Here is a 19,017-nt window from a genome sequence, read left to right on the forward strand (position 1 = left end):
CCTGAAGTGCCGCCACCCGTCCGCCGATGATCCCGGTATGCCCCCGGTCGCGCCTGGACGTCGCGCGCACGGACGGACGCCCCCCGAGGCCCCCGTCGTCGTGCGCCTGCTGGCGCACGTCCCGCCGTGGGCCCGGGCCGGCGGCAACGCCGCGGCCGCCGGGCGGGTGCTGCTGCTGTTCGGCGGCACGGTCGTCATCCTCGGGGCGCTGTGCCTCGGCGTCGACGGGCACGGTCTCACGGTGCTCGCCGGGACGTCGGCCGCGATGCTCGGCCTGGTCGGCCTGAGCCTGCGGGTGCGGTGGCGCCCCGACGGCTGGGGCAACCTCGCGTTCCCGCTGGCGCTGCTGCTCGCGCTCGGCGCGGTCGGGCTGATGACCACGGGCATCGCCGGCGCCTTCGTCGGGCTGATCCCGCTGTGCTTCGTGTACGCGGGCCTGTTCCACCCGGGTCGCGCGGCGTTGGTGCTGCTGCCCGCGGCCTCCGGTGCGTACGTCGCGATGGCGGCGACGCTGAACGGCAGCGCCGTGGTGCGGCTCGTGATCTACGCCGTCACCTGGTGGGGCACCGCCCAGGTGATCGCGCTCGCCACGGCCTACCAGCGGGACCTGCGCCGGCGGCTGCGCACCGACGCCCGGACGGACGCCCTGACCTCGCTCGGCAACCGCCGGGACCTCGACGAGCGGCTCGCGCGCGCGGTGCCCGGCGACTGCGTCGTCATCGCCGACCTCGACCACTTCAAGCGCGTCAACGACACCCGCGGGCACGCCGCCGGGGACCTGGTCCTGGAGCGGTTCGGGCACGTGCTCGCCGAGCACCTGCGGCGACGGGACTACGCGGCGCGGTACGGCGGCGAGGAGTTCGTGCTGATCCTGCCGCGCACCGAGCCGGTGCAGGCCGTGAACACCCTGCGGGCCCTGCGCGGGGAGTGGGCCGAGGAGGGCACCGGCGTGACGTTCTCCGCCGGGATCGCGGTCATCACGCCGGGCACCCCGGCCGCCTCGGCGCTGGCCGCCGCCGACATCGCGCTGTACCGGGCCAAGCAGGCCGGCCGGGACAGGTTCCGGATCGCCACGGAGGCGCTCGCCGCGGCCCGGCGCCCGGCCGCGGTGGAGCGGCCGGGGCCGGGGGTGCGCGACCACTCGAGCGACCGGCCCGACGGCCGGCGGGACCAGCACGCCGGCTGCTGACGAGGGGGCGCGGCGGCGGGCACGCCCCGGGACGCACGACGAAGGCCCGGACCGAGCGGTCCGGGCCTTCGTCATCTCTCACCGGTCGGGGTGGCGGGATTCGAACCCACGACCTCCTCGTCCCGAACGAGGCGCGCTACCAAGCTGCGCCACACCCCGGTGAAGCCCGCCCAGCATAGCCGACGCGGGACGGTGGTCGTGAATCGAGCGACCGCCCCGGGGTGAAGTGTGAGCAGCGTCGCGTCTCAGGCCGCGACGAGCGTCAGCAGCGTCGCCTCCGGCCGGCACGCGAACCGCACGGGGGCGTACGGGGAGGTGCCCAGCCCGCCGCACACGTGCAGCCAGGTCGAGTCGGCGCCGCCGCGCGCGTCCGGGCGGGGGCCCGGCCAGCCGTGCAGGCCCTTCGCCCGGTCCCGGGGCAGGTCGCAGTTGGTCACCAGCGCGCCGTAGCCCGGCACCGCGAGCTGGCCGCCGTGGGTGTGGCCGGCGAGCACCAGGTCCGCGCCGTCGTCGTGCATGGCGTCCAGCACGCGGCGGTAGGGGGCGTGCGTGACCCCGAGGTGCAGGTCGACGTCGCCGTGCCCCGTCCGCGCCACGCCCGCGTCGTCGACGACCGGCGCCGGGCGGACGTCGTCGGGGCCGCCGGCCGCGGGGAACCGGTCGCGGTCGAGGTGCGCGTCGTCCGTGCCGACCAGCGAGATCCGCCGTCCGGCGACCTTCAGCTCGTCGCGGCGGTTGGTCAGGTCCACCCAGCCCGCGGACCGGAACCGGTTGCCGAGCTCGCGCCACGGCAGCTCGACGGGCGGGCGCGGCGGCTGGGTGCGCGCGTCGGGGAGCAGGTACCGCGCCGGGTTCTTGGGCGACGGCGCGAAGAAGTCGTTCGACCCCCACACGAACGCGCCCGGCGTGGCCAGGTGCGGCTCCAGCGCGTGCAGCAGCGCCGGCATGGCGTCGAGGTGCGCCCAGTTGTCGCCGGTGTCCACGACCAGGTCGGGGCGGAGCGACGCGAGGTCGCGGACCCAGTCGACCTTGCGCTGCTGGCCCGGCGTGAGGTGCAGGTCGGAGAGGTGCAGGACGCGCAGCGGGTCCTGGCCGTGCGGGAGCACGGGGACGGTGACCTCGCGCAGCGCGTACCACCGGGACTCGACCAGCGTGCCCCAGGCGACCGCGGCGGCGCCGGCGAGCGCGGCACCGCCCAGGGCGCGGGCGACGGGGTGGGTCATCCGCCGTTGTTCCCGTTCCCGTTGCCGCCGCCGTTGCCGGGGTTGCCGGGGCCGGGGTTGCCGCCCCCGCCGTCCCCGCCCGCGGGCGGCGCCGCCGGGCCGCTGGACAGCGTCAGCGTGATCGAGCTGCCGGCCGGCGCGCTGCCGGAGGGGCTCTGGCTCACCACGGAGCCGGGGGTGATGTCGGAGGCGGTCGTGCCGCCGACGGTCGCGGAGAAGCCGGCGTTCTGCAGCGTGGCGATCGCCGCGTTCTGGTCCTGGCCGACGACGGAGGGGATCGGGACCGCGCGGCCGAACCGCAGGTCGCTGGTCGGCGCCGCGAAGCCGGGGTTCTCCTGGCCGTCGTTCAGCGCCTCGTCCATGAAGTTCTTCCAGGTGACGCCGGCGTACGTCGCGCCGTAGGCGTACCGGGCGTACCGGCCGTTGATCCGGATGTTCTGCATCGGCTCGTTGCGGTCCGGGTAGCCGACCCACACGATCGACGCCAGCCGCGGCGTGTAGCCGGCGAACCAGGTGTGCTCGTTGCGGGTCGTCGTGCCGGTCTTGCCGGAGGCGGTGTAGAACGACGGCCGGCCGATGGACTTGCCGGTGCCGTTCCACACGTTGCTCATCGCCTCGTTCATGCCGGCGGCGACGTTCGGGTCGATGGCCTGGTGGCAGCCGGCGTCGGGGATCGCGAGGTCCGCGCCGTCGGTGTCCTTCACGTTGGTGATGGCGATCGGGGTGCAGTAGATGCCGCCCGACGCGAACGCCGCGTACGCGCCGGCGAGGGCGAGGGGGCTGGTGACGCCCGAGCCGAGGACGTTCGAGGGGACGGCCGAGATGGCCTCGCCCTCCGAGCCGGCGGCGGAGCTGGTCACGCCGAGCTGCTTGGCGCCCTCCATGATGTTGCAGAGGTCGAGCTGCATCGCCATCGACAGGTACGCCAGGTTCACCGAGCCCTGGGTCGCGGCCATCACCGACATCATGCCGGCGCCGCCCTCGGCGTTGCCCACGGGCCAGGTCTGGCTCGGGTAGCGGGACCCGCACGCGGTGAACTGGTTCGTGTTCAGCGTGCGCGCGGTGCCGTTGACGCTCTCGTTGAGGTTGTGGCCCTGCTTGAGCCACTCGAGCAGGGTGAACGGCTTGAACGTCGAGCCCGGCATGAACCCGCCGGACCCGCCGTACGAGTAGGAGGTGTTGTAGTTGACCGACGAGTCGCGACCGGTCGCGTCGGCGGTGTTGTTGAAGTTCCGGTTCTGGGCCATCGCCTTGATCTGCCCGGTGCCCGGCTGCACCACCGACATCGCGGAGCCGACGCCCGTCGGGTCGTCGACCGGGACGGTCGCCTTGACCTGGGTGTCCGCGATCGTCTGGATCCGCGGGTCGAGGGTCGTCGTGATGGTGAGGCCGCCGCGGAACAGCCGCTCCTCGCGCTCCTCCGCGGTCGCGCCGAACGCCGGGTCGTTGCGGATGACCTGGGTGACGTAGTCGCAGAAGTAGCCGGAGCCCTGGACCACGTTGCCGGCGGCCATGCAGCCGCTCTGGGCCTCGCTCACGTGCAGGGTGTCGGCGATCGGTGCCGCGATGCCGGCGGCGTACTCCTCCTGCGTGATGTAGCCCTGCTCGTTCATCAGCCGCAGCACGGTGTCGCGGCGGCCCTGGGACGCCTCCGGGTTCCGGACCGGGTCGAACGCGGTCGGGCTCTTCGTGATGCCGGCGATGGTCGCGGCCTCGAGGTAGGTCAGCTCGGCGGCGGGCTTGCTGAAGTAGCGCTGCGCGGCGGACTCCACGCCGTACGTCGCGACCCCGAACTGGGCGATGTTCAGGTAGTTCTCGAGGATCTGGTCCTTCGTCATCGTCTTCTCGAGGGCGATGGAGAGCTTGGCCTCGCGCAGCTTGCGCGCGTAGCCCTCGGTCCCGTCGGCCTCCTTGGCCTCCTGCGCCGCCGCGAGGTCGCCCTCCCGGACCGCCGTCTCGATCAGGACGTTCTTCACGTACTGCTGGGTGAGCGTGGAGGCGCCCTGCTGGGAGTCGCCGAGCTGGTTCTTCACCAGCGCGCGCACCATGCCGGCGGGGTCGATGCCGCCGTGCTGGTAGAAGCGCTTGTCCTCCGTCGCCACCACCGCGTTCTGCATCTGCACGGACACCTGGTCGAGCGCGACGACCACGCGGTTCTCCGCGAAGAACTCCGCGAGCACGGTGCCGTCGGCGGCGAGCATGACCGACTTCTCGGACAGCGGCTTCGTCTCGAGCTCGGAGGGCAGGTCCTCGAACGCCTCGACGCTCAGGTCGGTCGCGGTGTTCGCGACGGCGACGGTCGGCAGCACGAGCCCGGCGGTCAGGAGGCCGCCGACGCCGGCGGTCAGCACGAAGGCGAGCAGCAGCGCCAGCGCCTGCACGACGGTGACCTGCCGCCCGCGCGGCGTGGGGGTGGGAGCCATGCCCGCCAGGGTACGGGAGCAGCCCTCGAGCCCGCCGGGTCGTCCACAGGGCCCGGGGGGACCTGCACCGTACCTGCACACCCGTGCCCCCGCTGGCCGACCGGGTGCAACAACCCGAACGGAGGATGCGATGGGACGATTCGACCGGCTACCGTCGGCCGAGCAGGGGGGACTGCCGCGCCGGACCGTCGACACCGACGGTCCGCGAGCGGTGCTGTCCCGTACGCAGGGGACAGGGGACGACTCGATGACGATCGCAGGGCCCGACGGGCACTGGACGGCGAACGCGAAGTGCGGCGCCGGGAGGGTGGCGCCCGACGCGCTGTTCGTGGAGGGCGCCGCGCAGCGCGACGCCCGCGCCGTGTGCGGGGGGTGCGCGGTCCGGCTGCTCTGCCTGGCCGACGCCCTCGACTCGCGCGCCGACTTCGGCGTGTGGGGCGGGATGACCGAGCGCGAGCGGCGGGCGCTGCGCCGCCGGCGGCCCGAGGTGGAGTCCTGGTACGACGAGCTCGTCGGCACGGAGCCGGCCGAGCAGCCCGCCGCCGTGGGCACCTGACGGGTGCGCCGGGGGCACGGCTAGGGTGGCGCCATGGCCACCACCACGTGGGAGTACGCGACCGTGCCCCTCATCGTCCACGCGACCAAGGCGATCCTCGACCAGTGGGGTCAGGACGGCTGGGAGCTCGTCCAGGTCCTGCAGTCCGAGACCGGGCTCGTCGCCTACCTCAAGCGCCCCACGGGCGAGAAGTGACCGGCGCCGTCGTCGCGCGGCTCGCGGAGCTCGGCATCGAGCTGCCGCAGGTCGCCGCGCCCGTCGCCGCCTACGTCCCCGCCGTCCGCACGGGCGCGTACGTCCACACGTCCGGCCAGCTGCCGTTCGTGGCGGGCGAGCTGCCGGTCACGGGCAAGGTCGGCACCGGCCCCGGGCGGGTGTCCCCGGACACGGCCCAGGACCTGGCGCGCACCGCCGCGCTGAACGCGGTCGCCGCCGTCGCGTCGCTGGTCGGGGACCTCGACCGCGTCGTCCGGGTGGTCAAGGTCGTCGGCTTCGTCGCCAGCGACCCGGCCTTCACCGGCCAGCCCGGCGTGATCAACGGCGCCAGCACTCTGCTGCACGAGGTGTTCGGCGAGGCGGGCGTGCACGCGCGGTCCGCCGTCGGCGTCGCGGTGCTCCCGCTGGACTCGCCCGTCGAGGTCGAGATCGTCGTCGAGCTCGCCCCGGAGGCCTGAGCCCCCACGCAGCGACGGCCCGCACCCCGGCGAGGGTGCGGGCCGTCGGCGTCGGCGGGGCCTCAGCGCGCGCGGCGCTCCAGGCGGTCGACGTCGAGCAGCACGATCGCCCGGCCCTCGCGGCGGACCCAGCCGCGGGCGGCGAAGTCGGCGAGCGCCTTGTTCACGGTCTCCCGGCTCGCGCCGACGAGCTGCGCGAGCTCCTCCTGCGTGAGGTCGTGCGCGACGCGGACGCCCTCGTCGGTCTGCTGCCCGAACCGGTGCGACAGGTCCAGCAGCGCCTTGGCGACGCGGCCCGGGACGTCGGAGAACACCAGGTCGGCCAGGGCGTCGTTGGTGCGGCGCAACCGGCGGCCGAGCGCGCCCAGCAGGTGCTTGGCGACGGTGGGGTTCTGCTCCAGCCACGGGATCAGGTCGTGGTGGCCCAGCTCGAGCACCACCGCGTCGGCGAGGCCGGTGGCCGTGGCGGTGCGGGGGCCCGGGTCGAACAGCGACAGCTCGCCGAACATCTCGCCGGGGCCGAGCACCGCGAGCAGGTTCTCCCGGCCGTCGGTGGAGCGGCGGCCGAGCTTGATCTTGCCGGAGCGGATCACGTAGAGCCGGTCGCCCGGCTCGCCCTCGTGGAACAGCACCTCGCCGCGGGCGACGTGCACGGGCGCCATCGACGCGAGCAGCGTCCGGGACGCCTCGGGGTCCATGTTCGCGAACAGGGGCGCCGTGAGCACGACGTCGTCCTCCACGGGAGGAACCTCACCTTCTTGCCGGGATGTGACGTCCCTCAGTCTGCCTCATCAGGCGCCGGCAGGACGGCGCAGCGCCTCGACGCCTCCCTCGGTGACGTCCCGGGCGAGCCGGTCGATGTACCGGTCGGTGAGGCGCCGCAGGGCGTCCTCCAGCCGCATCTCGTAGCGCGCCAGCCGCATGTCCAGGTCACGCAGGCGGGGCAGCTCGTGCACCTCGGCGATCGGCAGCGCGCCCCGGACGGCCGCCGCGAGCTCCGCGCCGGTCGGCACGTCGGTCGCGTCGGAGCCCAGGACGGTGCGCACGTCCGCGCACGCGCCCGGGACCTCGGGCGGGGCGGCGGCGGCCACGGCGAGCTCCAGGCGGTCGCGCACCAGGCGCCGCCAGCGGACGACGTGCTGGTGCTCGAGGCGCAGGGCGCCGCGCTGCCGGCGCAGCTCGACGAGCTGGTCAGCCGTGCCGGCCAGGGTCATGCGGTCCGCCCACTCTCTCGGACGACCCGTACGGCCACAGGTCGCGTCCCCCCGTCTTTCGACGTGAGGTGCGCCTGACTTGAGAACTTGGTCATGTGATCAACTCCCGGTCACTCGCCCAGAGCAACCGATGTCCCCCGGGCGGACCTACGCTGGCCGCATGAGTCCAGCCGCGGCCGGTGACCCGCAGCGGGCGACCGCGGCCCGGCCGCCGGTCGCCCTGGTCCGCCGCGCGCGCCGGGTGAACCGCGCGCTCGCGGTGCGCTGGCCGGACGCGCGGTGCGAGCTGGACTTCCGGTCGCCGCTGGAGCTGCTGGTCGCGACCGTGCTGTCCGCGCAGACCACCGACGTGCGGGTCAACCAGGTCACCCCGGCGCTGTTCGCCCGCTACCCGGACGCCGCGGCCTACGCCGGGGCCGACCCCGCGGAGCTCGAGGAGCTGATCCGGCCGACCGGGTTCTTCCGCGCCAAGGCCCGCTCGCTGCAGGGCCTCGGGCGCGCGCTCGTCGAGCGGTTCGACGGCGAGGTGCCGCCGCGGCTCGAGGACCTGGTGACGCTGCCGGGCGTCGGCCGCAAGACGGCGAACGTCGTGCTCGGCGACGCGTTCGGCATCCCCGGGATCACCGTCGACACCCACGTCGGCCGGCTCGCCCGGCGGCTGGGCTGGACCACCGAGGAGGACCCGGTCAAGGTCGAGCGGGACATCGCCGCGCTGATCCCGCGCCCGGAGTGGACGCTGCTCAGCCACCGGCTGATCTTCCACGGCCGCCGCACGTGCCACGCCCGCCGGCCGGACTGCGCCACCTGCCCGATCACCCGGGACTGCCCCTCGGCGCTCGTACGCGTGGGCGCCCCGCCCGTGCCGCCCCGGGCGGCGCCCCCGGACGCCTGACGCGACGCCGGTCCCGCGCCGCGCGCCTCCCGCGCCGCGCCCCCCCCCGCATCGCCGAGAGTGCACTACCTGCCGGGTTTGGACGGCTGGAACCCCGCATGTTGTGCACTCTCGCGGGTCAGGAGTCAGGAGTCAGGGGTCAGGGGTGGGGGTCGCGGGGGCCGGGGTCCGGCGTCCACAGGGCGTCGGGGCGTGCGTGGTCCACAGGTTCGGGCGGCCGGGCGCCCGCGGGGTGGGCGCGGCTCGGCACGCTCGGGGGATGCCCGCCCACCGCGCACCGCTCCCGCCTCCGCTCACCTCGCGGCCGTTCACCGTCGCCGAGGGGCGTGATGCGGGCCTCAGCCCGGCGCAGCTGCGCCGCGCGTCCCTGCGCGCGCCGACGCGCGGCGTCCGGAGCGCCGCGGTGGCTCCCGCGCCGGACGACGTCGTCCGGCGGTGCCACGACGTGGTGCCGGTCCTGCCGCTCGGGACCGTGTTCTGCCACGTGACGGCGCTGGCCCTGCTCGACGTCCCGCTGCCCGTGGGCCTCGATGCCCGCGGGCCGCTGCACGTGCAGGTCGGGCCGGGGTGCACGCCCCCGCGGCGGGCCGGCGTGCGGAGCCACGTCCGGCCGGCGCGGGACGTCGGGAGCCGCGTCGTCAGCGGGCTGCCCGTCCTGGCACCCGAGGCGGTGCTCGTCCAGCTCGCGGCGACGGTCCCCGCCCGCGAGCTGGTGGTGCTCGGCGACGCGCTGGTCCGCCGGCGCCGCCCCCTGTGCACGCCCGCGGGCCTCGCCGCGGCGGTCGAGGCGCTGCCGCCCGGCACCCGCGGCGTCCGGCGCCTGCGCGAGGCGGTGCAGCACGTCCGGCCAGGGACGGACTCCCCGATGGAGTCCCGGCTCCGCTGGATCCTCGTCCAGGCGGGTCTGCCCTGCCCGGAGGTCAACACCCTGGTGCGGTCCGAGGACGGCTGGGTGGTCGCGATGCCCGACCTCGCGTACGTCCGCGAGCGGGTCGCGATCGAGTACGACGGCGACGTGCACCGCACCGACCGGGACACCTGGCGGCGGGACATCGCCCGGCGCCAGGCGCTCGAGGCGCTCGGCTGGCGGGTCATCACCTGCACGGCGGACGACGTGCTGCGGCACCCGGACCGCCTGGTCGCCTGGGTGCGCCGGGCCCTGCGGCGCTGACCCACCTGCCGCACCCGCCACCCGCCCGGCGCGGCGCGGCGTGCGATCGACCCCGCCGAGTCCGCAGAAGGTGCGCGGTTCGAGGGTGGTGAACCCCACCTCTTGTGCGATCTCGGCGAAGGAGGGGCGAGGGGAGGTGGGGGCGAGGGGCGGGGCGGGCGTCAGCCGAGCTCGCGCAGCCAGTCGCGCAGGAGGGTGGTGACCCGCGCGGGCTCCTCCTCCGGGAGGTAGTGCCCCGCGCCGGAGAGCATCTCGAACCGGTAGTGCGGTCCCAGCCGGCGCGCGACCGACCCGTGGGCCATCGCCCGGGAGACGCTGTAGCAGCCGTCCGACCCGCCGTGCACCTGCAGCGTCGGCACCGGTTCCGCGTCGCGCAGCGCGACGGCGTGCCGGCGCCCGTCGGCGCGCACGCCGGACCGGTACAGCCAGCGGACCTGCTCGAGCGCGGAGTGCGCGGCGAACGGGACGAGGGCGGCCCGGCGGTACAGCGCGAGCGCGGCGGGGTCCGGCCAGCGCGGCCCGCCCCACTCGCGCAGCAGCCGCGCGACGAGGTCGCCGCGGGTCATCGCGCGCTCCGGCAGGTACGGGGCCTGGATCTCGGCCATCCGGCGGGTCGCGCGGGCGCGGAGCCCGGACCGCGGGTCGGCCCGGCGGGTCAGGGGGTGCGGCGAGGACAGCACGGCCACGCCCCGGGTCAGCCCGGGGTGGTAGGCGGGCATCGCCCAGGCCACGTCGCCGCCGCCCACGCCGTGCCCGACCACCACGGCGCGGTCGCAGCCCAGCGAGCGGACGACGCCGGCGACGTCGCGGGTGAGCGTCGGCACGTCGTAGCCGCTCGGCGGCTTGTCGGAGCCGCCGGTGCCGCGCAGGTCCATGGCGACGACGCGGTGCCCGTCCTCGGCGAGGGCGGGCAGCTGATGGCGCCACGCCCACCACAGCTCGGGGAGCCCGTGCAGCAGCACCACCAGCGGGGCGTCGCGGTCGTCCGGTCCCGCGACGGCCACGTGGAACCGGGAGCCGTTCGCCGGCACGAAGTGGTGCCGCCACGGGCCGTCGAGCAGGAGGGCGGCGGAGTCGACGGTCATCGACGCCGAACCTACCGCGTCCCGAGCTCCTGCTGGCGGGATCGGTGCTGCCGGTCGCGCACCGCCAGCGCCACGCCGCCGAGGAGCGCCGCGGTCGTGGAGGCCAGCAGGATCGCCACCTTGAGGTGCTCGGTGTGCGGGTCGCCCGCCCCGAACGCGAGCTCCCCGATGAGGAGCGACACGGTGAAGCCGATGCCGGCGAGCATCCCGACGGCGGCGATGTCCCGCCAGTGCAGGTCGGGGGCGAGGGTGGCGCGGGTGAACCGCGCGACCAGCCAGGTCGCCGCCAGGATGCCGACGGGCTTGCCGACCACGAGCCCGAGCGCGACGCCGCGGGCGACGGGGTCGGCGACGGCCTCGGCGAACGCGTCGCCGGACAGCGGCACCCCGGCGGCGAACAGCGCGAACACCGGGACCGCGAACCCCGCGGACACCGGCCGCCAGCGGTGCTCGAGGCGCTCGGCGACGCTGCTCGTCTCACCCGGACGGGCGAGCGCCGGCGCGGTGAGGCCCAGGAGCACGCCGGCGATCGTCGCGTGCACCCCGGACGCGTGCATGAGCGCCCACGCGGTCACCGCCAGCGCGACGAGCGCGGCGTGCCCGGCGAACCCGGGCCGGCGCACCCGGACCAGCGCCGCGAACAGCGCGACCGCCACCAGCGACGCGGCGAACCACACCAGGCGCAGCCCGTCGGTGTAGACCACCGCGATGACGACGATGCCGAGCAGGTCGTCGACGACCGCGAGCGTGAGCAGGAACGCCCGCAGGGACGCCGGGAGGCTCCGTCCGACCACCGACAGCACGGCGACCGCGAACGCGATGTCCGTGGCGGTCGGCACCGCCCACCCCTGGGGCTCCCCGCCGACGGCCGAGGAGTTGGCGAGCAGGTACAGCAGGGCGGGCACGGCCATCCCGCCCACGGCCGCGACGACGGGCACCACGGCCGTGCCGGGCCGCCGGAGCTCCCCGTCGACGATCTCCCGCTTGAGCTCGACGCCGACGACGAAGAAGAAGATCGCGAGCAGGCCGTCCGTCGCCCACGCGGCGAGGCTGAGGTCGAGGTGCAGGGCCGCGGGGCCGACCACGGTCTCGGAGATGGTCGTGTACGACGCGGACCAGGGCGAGTTGGCCCACAGCAGCGCGACGAGGGCGCCCGCGAGCAGCAGCACGCCGCCCGTGCGCTCCGCGCGGAGGGTGTCCAGCAGGTTGGCCAGCCCGCCGGGGGTCAGCGCGCCGAACAGGCGCGAGCCGGACTCCTCGGTGGGGGGCGGGGTGTGGGTCACGGTGCGGCTCTCCGTGGGGTCGACGAGGTGGACGCCGACCAGACTTCCCGGCACACCGCCGAGGATCGTACCGGCGTCCCCGGAGCCGCGCGCGGTACGGTCAGGCGTCCGCGGGGACCTCCGCGGCCGTCGACGCGGCCCCGCTGTCGGCCGAGCGCCGGTCCTTCGGCGGGTCGAACCGGTAGCCGACGTTCCGCACCGTGCCGATCAGCTGCTCGTGCTCGGGACCGAGCTTGGCGCGCAGCCGCCGGACGTGGACGTCGACGGTGCGGGTGCCCCCGTAGTAGTCGTAGCCCCACACCTCCTGGAGCAGCTGGGCCCGGGTGAACACGCGGCCCGGGTGCTGCACCAGGTACTTGAGGAGCTCGAACTCCTTGTACGTGAGGTCGAGCGGCCGGCCGCGGAGCCGGGCGGTGTACCCGCCGGCGTCGATCATGAGCTCGCCGGACGAGATCTCCTGCGGGTGGTCGTCGTAGGACGACCGGGCGGCGCGCTCGATGACGAGGCGGAACCGGGTCTCGACCTCGGCGGGCGTCGCGTTCTCGAGCACGATGTCGTCGGCGCCCCACTCCGCCGTGACGACCGTGAGGCCGCCCTCGGTCAGCACCAGCACCAGCGGCACGGTGAGGCCGGTGGCGCGCAGCAGCCGGCACGTCGTGCGGGCGGTGACGAGGTCGCGGCGCGCGTCGAGCACGACGATGTCGGCGTCGGGGGCGTCCACGAGGGCCGAGGGCTCCACGGGCAGCACCCGGACGCGGTGGGACAGCAGGCCGAGCGCGGGCAGCACCTGGGAGGAGCCCCCCGACGCGGGCGTGAGCAGCAGCAGGTCGGCCACGCAGGGACCCTCCTCCCGTCCGAATTGGGGGACACGGTACCCCTCGGATGTCACGTCGGAGGGCGTGTCCGCGACACATGGTGGTGATACAAGCAACCCGCGTCCCGGGGCGGCCCGCGGGTCCGGCCCGCGCCGCCCCGATGCCGGGTGCGCGGTCCCGGGATGCGAGGATGGCGCCCGTGCCCGCCTCGAACCGCGCCGTGACCACGGCCGTCCTGGCGACGCTCGTCGCTGTCGCCGGTGTCCTCGGGGGCGTCTCGCTGGCCGGCCGGGACGGTGTCGTCCTGGCCGTGCTGCTGGTCGCCCTCACCGCCGTCCTCGCCGTCGGCTGGCCCCGGGTCGCGGGGCTGCCCGCGCCGGTCGGCAGCGGGGTCGTGATCGGCCTCGCGGGCGTCGCGGCCGTCGTGGTCGTGCACGTCACCGCCACCGAGCCGCTGCTGGGTGACGTGCCCGCGGTGTTCGCGGGCGCGGTGCTCGCCGCGTTCGTGGCGGAGCTCGTGCGGCGGGACGGTCGCGAGCGGCTCGTGGAGTCCGTCGCCGGGACCGTCGCCGGTGCCCTGGTGCCGGTGTGCGCGGCCGGCTGGCTCGCCGCCGAGCGGACCGCCGCCGGCGACGCCGTCGTGGTGACGGGGGCGGTCGCCCTGGCGGTCGGGTCCGCGGTCACCGCCCTGCCCCTGCGCGGCTGGGCCGGCGCCGGCGCCACGCTCGGCGCGGCCGTCGCGGGCGGTCTGGTCGCGGGCGCCGCGCTGCCGACCGTCGGGCTGCTGTCGGGGGGGCTGCTCGGCGCCGCGATCGGCGTCCTGGTCGCCGCGGGCGACGCCCTGTTCGACCGGCTGCCGACCCTGGAACATCGTCTCGCGGGGTGGGCGGTCGCTGTGCTGCCCGTCGCCGTCACCGGCATCCTGGTCTACGTCGTCGGCCGCGTCATCGTCGGCTGACGACCGGGTCGCCCGCCGGGCGCGCCCGCGCCGCGACCCGGGGGTGGGCATGGGGCTGCGCGTCCTGCTCGTCCTCGGCGTGCTCGCCGTCGCCCTCGTCGCCGGCCTGCTGTGGCGCTCCCGCAACGGCCGGTTCGTGGCCGCCCCCGCGGGCCCGCGGGCGGTCGACCGGCTGACCGCCGCCGACCTCGGCGCGCCGCTCGGGGCCGGGGCCACGTTCCTGCAGCTGTCCTCCGCGGCGTGCGCGCCGTGCCGCAGCACCGCCGCGGTGCTGACCGCCCTCGCGGGCGAGCGACCGGGCGTCGCGCACGTCGAGGTGCCCGCCGAGGACCGTCTGGACCTCGTGCGCCGGTTCGCCGTGCTGCGCACCCCGACGGTGCTGGTGCTGGACGGCACCGGCGCCGTGCGCGGGCGGCTGTCCGGGGCGACGACGCGGCAGCAGGCGCTCGACGCGCTCGACCGCTGTCCGGCCACCGCCGCCTGACCGGCCCCGTCGCCGCCCACCCCACCACCTCACCGGAGACCACCGTGCCCGCGTCCCCCCGCACGCCCGTGCCCGCCGCCGGCGGCACCGCCGCCGCGACCCCGCACGCCCCCACGGCCGGCATCGACCCCCGCGGCCCCCGGGCGGGGGCCGCCCTCACCGCCGTCCTGCTGGTCGTCGTGCTGCTGCTCGCCGGCGCGGCCGCGGTCGTCGCGCTGGCCGTGGTCGCCGCGCTGTTCGCGGTCGGCGCCGTCCGCGGCGCCCAGGGCTCCGTCCAGGGGCTGCTGTACCGCCGCCTGGTCCGGCCCCGGCTCGCCCCGCCGGCCGAGCTGGAGGACCCGCGCCCGCCGCGGTTCGCGCAGCTGGTCGGCCTGGTCATCACCGGAGCCGGCGTGCTGCTCGCGCTGGCGGGCGTCCCGGGCGCGGCGCCGGTCGCCGCGGCCCTGGCGCTCGTCGCCGCGGTGCTCAAGGCGGCCTTCGGCCTGTGCCTCGGCTGCGAGCTCTACCTGCTCGGCGTCCGGCTGCGGCGCGCCCGGGCCTGAGGAGCCGGGAAGGCGCGGGGCCCCGTCGTCGTTAGGATCGGCAGATGCACGCACTCGAGATCGTGTTCATCGGTCTGCTCGTCGCCGCGACGATCACCATCGGGTGGTTCGCCGGTTTCGTCGTCTACCGGCTGTTCAAGGGACAGCGCTGACAAGAAGGGCTACCATGGCGTTCACCCTGCCCGAGGGTCTCGCACCCGAGATGTACCCGCTCGCCTGGCTCGTCGGGCGGTGGCACGGCGAAGGCGTCGTGGGGTACCCGGGCATCGAGGAGACGGCGTTCACCCAGGACGTGGTGATCGACCACGACGGTGGCCCGTACCTGTCCTACACGTCCACCATCCGGCTCGTCGTCGTGCCGGACGACGCCTCGGCGATCGCCGACGCGGACGGCACCCCGGCCGAGGCCGACGCGGGCCCGGACGCCGAGGGCGCCGTGTGGTCGACCGAGCAGGGCTACTGGCGGATCCCGCCCGAGCGGCCCGAGGGCATGGGGTCCGCCCTGTCGCCGGTCGAGCTGCTGCTCGCCGACCCGTCCGGGCACGTCGCCGTGTACGTGGGCGCGACCGGGAACGGCCGGATCGACCTGGTCAGCGACGTGATCGCGCGCACCGCCACCGGTGCCGACGTCTCCGCCGGCAAGCGCCTGTACGGCCTGGTCAACGGCGAGCTGATGTGGGCGCACGACCTGGCCGCGTTCGGGCACGAGCTGCAGTCGTACGCCTCCGCGCGGCTGAGCCGCGTGGTGGGCTGACATGGCCGAGGACGTCGCGGCCGGGCCCCGGCACCGCAGCCCGCTGCTCGACCGGCACGGTGCCGTCGCCGCCTCCGGCCCCGACGCGGGCGTCGCCTGGCACTACGGCGACCCCACCGCGGAGCAGCGCGCGCTGACCCGCGGCGGCGCGGTCGTCGACCAGTCGCACCTCGGGGCGGTGCGGGTCGCCGGCCCGGACCGCCTGTCCTGGCTGAACTCCATCACGTCGCAGGAGCTCACGAGCCTGCCGCCGCGGACCTCGACGGAGACGCTCGTGCTCAGCCCGCAGGGGCACGTCGAGCACGTGGCCGCCGTGGTGGACGACGGCGAGGCCACCTGGCTGATCAGCGAGACCGCGCCCGCGCTGGCCGCGTGGCTGGACCGGATGCGGTTCATGCTCCGCGTCGAGGTCGCGGACGTGACCGACGACTGGGCCGCGATCGGCGAGCCGGTCGACGCCGAGGGCGCCGAGGGCGAGCCGGTGACCTGGCGCGACCCGTGGCCGCGCACGCTCCCCGGCGGCACCCGGTACGGGCTGCCCGACGACGAGCACCCCGGCGCGGACCGCGCCTGGCGGCTGGTGCTGGTCCCGCGCGCGGGCCTGGCCGACGCCGTGCGGGCCCGCGAGGCGGCGGGCTGGCCGCTGGTCGGCACCTGGGCGAGCGAGGCGGTGCGCGTCGAGGCGTGGCGCCCCCGCGCGGGCCGCGAGGTCGACCACCGGACGATCCCGCACGAGCTCGACTGGCTGCGCACCGCGGTGCACCTGCACAAGGGCTGCTACCGCGGCCAGGAGACGATCGCGCGGGTGCACAACATGGGCCGGCCGCCGCGCCGCCTGGTGCTGCTGCACCTCGACGGCTCCGGGCACGTGCTGCCCGAGGCCGGCGCGGTCGTGCGCGACCTCGGCGACCTGCTCACCACCGGGGAGCCCGGTCGCGAGGTCGGCCTGGTCACGACCGTGGCCCGGCACCACGAGCTCGGCCCGGTCGCGCTCGCGGTCGTGAAGCGCTCGGTGCCGGTGGACGTCGAGCTGGTGGTCGAGGCGGACGGCGGCGTGCTGACCGCCGGCCAGGAGGTCGTGGTCCCGGGCGACGGCGTGTCCGTCGACCGCCCCGCCGCGCGCGGGCCGCTCACCCGCGGCCTCGGCGGCCACCCGATGCTGTGACGCGCGCGTGACGGGCGGGTCGCGGCCGGTCGGCGGGCCGTCGTCGGTGCGGGTGCAGGTCGCCGCCCGGGTGCGCCAGGGCCGCGCGCGGGTGCGCACCGCGTTCGTGCCGGTCCTGCAGGCGGTGGTCGCCGCGGGCGTCGCGTACTGGATCGGCGCCGAGGTCCTCGGGCACAGCGCCCCGTTCTTCGCGCCGGTGAGCGCCTGGGTCGCGCTCGGCTTCACCGCGGACCGGGACCTGCGCCGGGTCGCCGAGCTCGCCGTCGGCGTCGCGATCGGCGTCGGGCTGGGCGACCTGGTGGTGCACGTCATCGGCACCGGGGCCTGGCAGGTGGCGTTCGTCCTGCTCGTCGCGGCGCTCACCGCCCGGTTCCTCGACCGCGGGCCGATGCTGACGACGCAGGCGGGCGTCCAGGCGATCGTCATCGTCGGGCTGCCCGCGGTGAGCGCGTCGGGCGGCCCGGTCGGGCGGTGGACCGACGCGCTGGTCGGCGGCGCGGTCGCGCTCGCCGTCGCCGCGCTCACGCCCAGCGACCCCCGGCGCCGTCCCCGCGCGCAGGGGCGGGCCGCCGTCGAGGAGCTCGCCGGGATGCTGCGGCTGCTCGCCCGCGGGATGCGCGGCCGCACGGTGCACGACGTCGAGGACGCGCTGATCCGCGGCCGCGCGTCGCAGCCCGCGCTGGACGAGTGGCAGGACGCCGCGGCCTCCGCGCGGGACCTGGGGCGCGTGTCGCCCGCTGCCCGCCGGCACCGCACGGAGCTCGCGTGGATCGGGCAGTCGGCCGTCCGCGTCGACCGCGCGGTGCGGAACTCGCGGGTCCTGGCGCGGCGCGCGCTCGCCTCCGTGCAGGCCGACCACGAGCGCGACCTCGGGCCGGTCGCGGACGCGGTCGACCGGGTGGCGCTCGCCGCCGACTCCCTGGCCGCGGCGCTGGGGTCCGGGTCCGAGCCGCTGCGCGCCCGGGAGGACCTGCTGCGGCTCGCCGCCGAGCTCGACCCGTTCACCCTGACGCCGGACGACCTGCAGGCGCAGAGCCTGCTGCTGCTGGTCCGGTCGCTCGTGGTCGACCTGCTCGAGGCCGCCGGGGTCGACCCCCGCACGGCGCGCGAGGCGCTGCCCGAGATCTAGGGCCGGGCGGGCGCGGCGGCCGCGGGCGGCGCCCCGTAGGCTCGGCCCGTGATCTTCGGCAACGTGCAGGTCGTGCTCTTCCTCCTGTTCACCCTCGTCATCCTCGTGCTGGCGGTCTGGGCGCTGGTCGACGCGCTCCGCCGGCCCGCGTCCGCGTACGTCGCGGCGGGCAAGCAGACCAAGCAGATCTGGTCGATCATCCTGGGCATCGCGACCGCGGTGGCGTTCTTCTCCGTGCCGCCGCCGCTCGGGCTCGGGGCGTTCCCGACCTTCCTCGCGCTGCTGAGCGCCGTCGCCGCGATCGTCTACCTGGTCGACGTGCGCCCGGCGATCGCCCCGCACTCGCGCCGGGGCGGCGGGCGCGGCGGCCAGGGCCCGACCCGCGGCGGGTGGTGAGCGTGCCCGGCATCCGGCAGGGCGGCCCCGACCTGGCCGACCGGCTGCACGGCACCCCGGGCGCCGCCGCCGTCGTGGCGCGGCACGGCGCGGGGGCGGGGGACGTCGCCTCGTCCGCGGTCCCGCTGGCCCGGGTCGTCCGCGGCGACCTCGTCGAGTCGGTGCACCTCGGCCACCTGGTCGTGCTCGCGCCCGACGGCTCGGTGCGCCTGGCCCTCGGCGACCCGCAGGTCACCGTGCTCGCCCGGTCGTCCCTCAAGCCGCTGCAGGCGGTCGGCATGCTGCGCGCGGGCCTCGACCTGGACGGCCCGCACCTCGCGCTCGCGTGCGCCAGCCACGACGGCACCCCCGAGCACCTGCGCGTCGTGCGCGAGACGCTGCTCGGCGCGGGCCTGGACGAGTCGGCGCTCGACAACACCCCCGACCTGCCCCTCGACGCCGAGGCCGCGTTCGCGTGGCGGACCGACGGGCACGGGCCGGAGCCGGTCGCGCAGAACTGCTCCGGCAAGCACGCGGCGATGCTGGCGACCTGCGTCGCGCACGCCGACGAGCCCGGCTGGGAGCCCGAGCGGTACCGCGAGGCGGAGCACCCGGTGCAGATCGCGTGCCGCGCCGCCGTCGAGGAGCTGACCGGCGAGCAGGCCTGGCACGTGACCGTCGACGGCTGCGGGGCGCCGCTGTTCTCCACGACCCTGGTCGGCCTGGCGCGGGCCTTCGCGCGGATCGCCGTCGCCCCCGTCGCCGAGCCGGGCACCCCGCTGGCGCGGGTCGCGCTCGCGATGTCCGAGCACCCCGAGCTGGTCGGCGGCGCCGCGCGCGACGTCACGCGGGCCATGCGGGCGGTACCCGGGCTGGTGGCCAAGGACGGGGCGGACGGCGTGTACGCCGCGGCGCTGCCCGACGGGTCGGCGCTCGCGTTCAAGGTGACCGACGGCGCCGGCCGCCCGCGGCCCGCGGTGCTCGCGGCGGCCCTGCGGGTCGCGGTCGCGGCAGCGTCGAACGCCGGCACCACCGCCCCGACGGGCTCGCCGTGCCCGAGGACCGGCACGTCCCCGAGCGCGTCG

General features: G+C 76.5%; 21 protein-coding genes and 1 tRNA gene. 14 read left to right on the forward strand and 8 right to left on the reverse strand.

Annotation, left to right across the window (positions count from 1 at the left end):
* The first annotated feature begins 37 nt into the window (after positions 1 to 37).
* The gene (locus tag FA014_RS04480; RefSeq protein WP_154728505.1) at positions 38 to 1,189 is read left to right on the forward strand and encodes a GGDEF domain-containing protein; all 1,152 of its coding nucleotides are present in this window, start codon (positions 38 to 40) and stop codon (positions 1,187 to 1,189) included.
* 85 nt (positions 1,190 to 1,274) lie between these two features.
* Here FA014_RS04480 and FA014_RS04485 read toward each other — a convergent pair.
* The 3 genes from FA014_RS04485 to FA014_RS04495 form a co-directional block, all read right to left on the reverse strand.
* Positions 1,275 to 1,348, reverse strand: a tRNA-Pro gene (locus FA014_RS04485).
* Positions 1,349 to 1,434: 86 nt separating this feature from the next.
* Positions 1,435 to 2,412, reverse strand: coding sequence for a metallophosphoesterase (locus FA014_RS04490; RefSeq protein ID WP_154728506.1), 978 nt, complete (start codon positions 2,410 to 2,412; stop codon positions 1,435 to 1,437).
* Positions 2,409 to 4,835, reverse strand: a complete 2,427-nt coding sequence (locus FA014_RS04495) for a penicillin-binding protein (protein ID WP_154728507.1) — start codon at positions 4,833 to 4,835, stop codon at positions 2,409 to 2,411. The genes FA014_RS04490 and FA014_RS04495 overlap by 4 nt, the downstream gene beginning before the upstream one ends.
* A 247-nt stretch (positions 4,836 to 5,082) precedes the next feature.
* Between FA014_RS04495 and FA014_RS04500 the strand changes: the two genes are divergently transcribed.
* From FA014_RS04500 to FA014_RS04510, 3 genes are read left to right on the forward strand one after another with little or no spacing between them, the layout of a single operon-like run.
* Positions 5,083 to 5,391, forward strand: a complete 309-nt coding sequence (locus FA014_RS04500) for a WhiB family transcriptional regulator (protein WP_154728508.1) — start codon at positions 5,083 to 5,085, stop codon at positions 5,389 to 5,391.
* A gap of 33 nt (positions 5,392 to 5,424) precedes the next feature.
* Complete coding sequence (locus FA014_RS04505) at positions 5,425 to 5,586, forward strand: DUF4177 domain-containing protein (protein WP_146837291.1); 162 nt, start codon at positions 5,425 to 5,427, stop codon at positions 5,584 to 5,586.
* Positions 5,583 to 6,065 carry a RidA family protein gene (locus FA014_RS04510; RefSeq protein ID WP_154728509.1) on the forward strand — a complete coding sequence of 161 codons (483 nt, stop codon included), beginning with the start codon at positions 5,583 to 5,585 and terminating at the stop codon, positions 6,063 to 6,065. Before FA014_RS04505 ends, FA014_RS04510 begins: the two co-directional genes overlap by 4 nt.
* Before the next feature lie 62 nt (positions 6,066 to 6,127).
* Here FA014_RS04510 and FA014_RS04515 read toward each other — a convergent pair whose 3' ends face one another.
* Together FA014_RS04515 and FA014_RS04520 are read right to left on the reverse strand one after the other, a co-directional pair.
* Entirely contained in the window at positions 6,128 to 6,805 is a 678-nt protein-coding gene (locus tag FA014_RS04515; protein WP_154728510.1) for a Crp/Fnr family transcriptional regulator, read from the reverse strand.
* A gap of 51 nt (positions 6,806 to 6,856) precedes the next feature.
* Positions 6,857 to 7,279 (reverse strand): hypothetical protein, encoded by a 423-nt coding sequence (locus FA014_RS04520; RefSeq protein WP_154728511.1) that lies wholly within the window; start codon positions 7,277 to 7,279, stop codon positions 6,857 to 6,859.
* 160 nt (positions 7,280 to 7,439) lie between these two features.
* On the opposite strand from FA014_RS04520, the gene nth reads away from it, so the two are divergent.
* Both nth and FA014_RS04530 read left to right on the forward strand, forming a co-directional pair.
* Positions 7,440 to 8,171 (forward strand): endonuclease III, encoded by a 732-nt coding sequence (gene nth, locus FA014_RS04525; protein ID WP_230322862.1) that lies wholly within the window; start codon positions 7,440 to 7,442, stop codon positions 8,169 to 8,171.
* 259 nt (positions 8,172 to 8,430) lie between these two features.
* Entirely contained in the window at positions 8,431 to 9,342 is a 912-nt protein-coding gene (locus tag FA014_RS04530) for an endonuclease domain-containing protein (RefSeq protein WP_154728513.1), read from the forward strand.
* Positions 9,343 to 9,503: 161 nt separating this feature from the next.
* On the opposite strand, the gene FA014_RS04535 is transcribed toward FA014_RS04530, so the two are convergent.
* The 3 genes from FA014_RS04535 to FA014_RS04545 form a co-directional block, all read right to left on the reverse strand.
* Positions 9,504 to 10,427, reverse strand: coding sequence for an alpha/beta fold hydrolase (locus FA014_RS04535; RefSeq protein WP_154728514.1), 924 nt, complete (start codon positions 10,425 to 10,427; stop codon positions 9,504 to 9,506).
* A gap of 11 nt (positions 10,428 to 10,438) precedes the next feature.
* Positions 10,439 to 11,710: a Na+/H+ antiporter NhaA gene (nhaA, locus tag FA014_RS04540; RefSeq protein ID WP_154728521.1), complete on the reverse strand. Its 1,272-nt coding sequence runs from the start codon at positions 11,708 to 11,710 to the stop codon at positions 10,439 to 10,441.
* A 100-nt stretch (positions 11,711 to 11,810) separates the two neighbouring features.
* Positions 11,811 to 12,545: a winged helix-turn-helix transcriptional regulator gene (locus FA014_RS04545; RefSeq protein ID WP_154728515.1), complete on the reverse strand. Its 735-nt coding sequence runs from the start codon at positions 12,543 to 12,545 to the stop codon at positions 11,811 to 11,813.
* A 170-nt stretch (positions 12,546 to 12,715) separates the two neighbouring features.
* Between FA014_RS04545 and FA014_RS04550 the strand changes: the two genes are divergently transcribed.
* The 8 genes from FA014_RS04550 to FA014_RS04585 form a co-directional block, all read left to right on the forward strand.
* Entirely contained in the window at positions 12,716 to 13,483 is a 768-nt protein-coding gene (locus FA014_RS04550) for a hypothetical protein (RefSeq protein ID WP_230322863.1), read from the forward strand.
* A 49-nt stretch (positions 13,484 to 13,532) separates the two neighbouring features.
* Positions 13,533 to 13,967, forward strand: coding sequence for a thioredoxin family protein (locus FA014_RS04555; RefSeq protein ID WP_154728517.1), 435 nt, complete (start codon positions 13,533 to 13,535; stop codon positions 13,965 to 13,967).
* A gap of 44 nt (positions 13,968 to 14,011) precedes the next feature.
* Positions 14,012 to 14,509, forward strand: a complete 498-nt coding sequence (locus tag FA014_RS04560) for a DUF4395 domain-containing protein (RefSeq protein ID WP_419178363.1) — start codon at positions 14,012 to 14,014, stop codon at positions 14,507 to 14,509.
* Positions 14,510 to 14,675: 166 nt separating this feature from the next.
* Positions 14,676 to 15,263, forward strand: coding sequence for an FABP family protein (locus FA014_RS04565; protein WP_154728518.1), 588 nt, complete (start codon positions 14,676 to 14,678; stop codon positions 15,261 to 15,263).
* 1 nt (position 15,264) lies between these two features.
* Positions 15,265 to 16,428 (forward strand): CAF17-like 4Fe-4S cluster assembly/insertion protein YgfZ, encoded by a 1,164-nt coding sequence (gene ygfZ / locus FA014_RS04570; protein ID WP_154728519.1) that lies wholly within the window; start codon positions 15,265 to 15,267, stop codon positions 16,426 to 16,428.
* A gap of 7 nt (positions 16,429 to 16,435) precedes the next feature.
* Entirely contained in the window at positions 16,436 to 17,557 is a 1,122-nt protein-coding gene (locus FA014_RS04575) for an FUSC family protein (RefSeq protein WP_154728520.1), read from the forward strand.
* A gap of 48 nt (positions 17,558 to 17,605) precedes the next feature.
* Positions 17,606 to 17,953: a DUF2516 family protein gene (locus FA014_RS04580; protein ID WP_230322864.1), complete on the forward strand. Its 348-nt coding sequence runs from the start codon at positions 17,606 to 17,608 to the stop codon at positions 17,951 to 17,953.
* Between the two features lie 74 nt (positions 17,954 to 18,027).
* Positions 18,028 to 19,017 (forward strand): asparaginase (locus FA014_RS04585; protein WP_154728523.1); only part of this gene is annotated, 990 nt, incomplete at its 3' end.

The sequence above is a fragment of the Cellulomonas hominis genome, from assembly GCF_005239125.1.
GTDB classification, from domain to species: domain Bacteria; phylum Actinomycetota; class Actinomycetes; order Actinomycetales; family Cellulomonadaceae; genus Cellulomonas; species Cellulomonas hominis_A.